Origin of the sequence: Methylobacterium variabile, from assembly GCF_001043975.1 — a bacterium.
In the GTDB taxonomy this organism is placed as follows: Bacteria; Pseudomonadota; Alphaproteobacteria; order Rhizobiales; family Beijerinckiaceae; genus Methylobacterium; species Methylobacterium variabile.
In genome coordinates this window covers 1-1,948 of the sequence record NZ_LABY01000267.1, presented here as the reverse complement: position 1 = coordinate 1,948, position 1,948 = coordinate 1, and the positions used below count along the sequence as shown (strand labels likewise).

Sequence of the window (1,948 nt, the reverse complement as noted above, 5' to 3'; positions counted from 1 at the left end):
CGGGTCGCTTTGGCGGGGAGCCGTCCATCAGCACGGTTCGCCACTGGCGCAGCATGGAGGGCTGGATCCCGAGCTCGGCGCGATCTGCATCTGCGACCGGCCGCTGCTCTCGAGCAGGGCGACCGCCTCGCGCTTGAACTCGGGGGTGAATTCGCGTCGTGTCTTCGCCATCAAACACCTTCCCCGCCCGTAACGAGCGTAGCAGAGGTGTCCGCGAAACCGAGGGAGGATCAGGTGAGCGTTTCTCCGCCTCAAGAGACGTGATCAAACCCGTCTCTGGACAACAGCATCAGAAAGCAGCGGAAGCGCGATATCCTGAGTGTGAGAGGACGCCCGACATCCTGGGCCTTGCAACTGCCGAAACCGACCCGCGAGAGGCTCACCGTGGGCGATATCACGCCAAGGCTTTGCAGCCCCGCCGCAATCCTGCGTCTGCGATACAAGAGTTATAAGTGAGGATGGGTGGTGGGGGAAGTAGGACTCGAACCTACGAAGGCATAGCCAGCGGATTTACAGTCCGCCCCCTTTGCCGCTCGGGACATTCCCCCACGCTGCCGTCTCCGGCAGGGGCCGCCGTGTCGGCGACGCGGCTCTTATGGTTTGGCTCCCCGCAGGTGTCAAGCCGGGTTGAATGGCCGGCTCAGATGCGCCGGGTCAGTCGGCCTCCGCCACGTCGCAGAGGCGCAGCTCGACCCGATCGCTGCCGCGCCAGCGGTCGCGGGACAGGGTGCCGGCGGCGTGGACGTCGCGGCCGATGTGGGAGAGCAGCAGCCGGCCGACCGGCGATTCCGCCGCACGGAACGCGATCGCGCCGACCGCGACACCGTCCCGGCCGCGCAGCTGCGCCTTGACGTGGCCGGTGCCGACCACCCGCGCGTCGGCGACGCGGTGGCGGGCGAGGGCGAAGACCGGCTCGGGCGCCCCCTGGCCGAAGGGACCGGCCCGCTCGACGGCGTCGGCGAGGTCGGGCTGCACGCCGCCGGCGGAGACGAGGCCGTCGACGAGCAGCGCCTCGCCGAGGCGCGCCTCGGCCACCGAGGCGGCGAGGTCGGCCGACAGGGCCTCGCGGAAGCGGTCGAGGTCGAGGGCGGCGAGCGTCACGCCCGCCGCCATGGCGTGGCCGCCGCCCTTGGCGGCGAGCCCGGCCTCGACGCAGGCCCGGACCGCCCGGCCGAGATCGGCCCCGGGGATCGAGCGGCCGGAGCCGGTGGCGGTGCCGTCCTGGCGCAAGGCGAAGGCGAAGGCCGGACGGCCGAAGCGCTCCTTCAGCCGCGCCGCGATCAGGCCGACCACGCCGGGATGCCAGTCCGGGCTGCCGGCGACGAGCACCGGCTGGTCCGGGTCGCGCTCGAGGCGCACCGCCATCGCGGCCTCGGCCTCGGCCACGGCGGCGGCCTCGATCGCCTGGCGCTCGCGGTTGAGGGCGTCGAGCTGGGCCGCGATGCCGGCGGCCTCGATCGGGTCCTCGCACAGCAGCAGGCGGGCGCCGAGGGTCGAATCGCCGATGCGCCCGCCGGCATTGATGCGGGGCCCGAGCAGGAAGCCGAGATGCCAGGCCTGCGGCGCCTCGGACAGGCCTGCGGCATCCAGGAGGGCGGCGAGGCCGCGCCGGCCCCGGCCGCGCATGACCGCGAGGCCCTGGCGCACGAAGGCGCGGTTGAGGCCGTGGAGCGGCACCACGTCCGCCACCGTGGCGAGGGCGACGAGGTCGAGCCCGGCCATCAGGTCCTGCACGGCGAGGCCGTCCCGGCGCAGGCGCCGGTTGAGCGCCACCAGGGTCAGGAAGACCACGCCGGCGGCGCAGAGATGACCGAGGCCCGACAGGTCGTCGAGGCGGTTCGGGTTGACCACGGCCCGGGCCTGGGGGAGCACCTCGGGGGCGCCGTGATGGTCGAGCACCACGACGTCGAGGCCGAGGCGGGGGGGCCCGGCGGGGGGGCCCGGGCCC

General features: G+C 73.4%; 1 protein-coding gene, 1 tRNA gene and 1 pseudogene. All 3 read right to left on the bottom strand.

Going from position 1 to position 1,948, the window contains the following annotated elements:
* Positions 1-171, bottom strand: a pseudogene (locus tag VQ02_RS37705) (transposase); the annotation flags it as partial.
* A gap of 292 nt (positions 172-463) precedes the next feature.
* Positions 464-548 (bottom strand) — tRNA-Tyr (locus VQ02_RS30410).
* A 106-nt stretch (positions 549-654) separates the two neighbouring features.
* The coding region (locus VQ02_RS30405; RefSeq protein ID WP_048447994.1) for a single-stranded-DNA-specific exonuclease RecJ at positions 655-1,948 on the bottom strand (1,294 nt) is incomplete at its 5' end.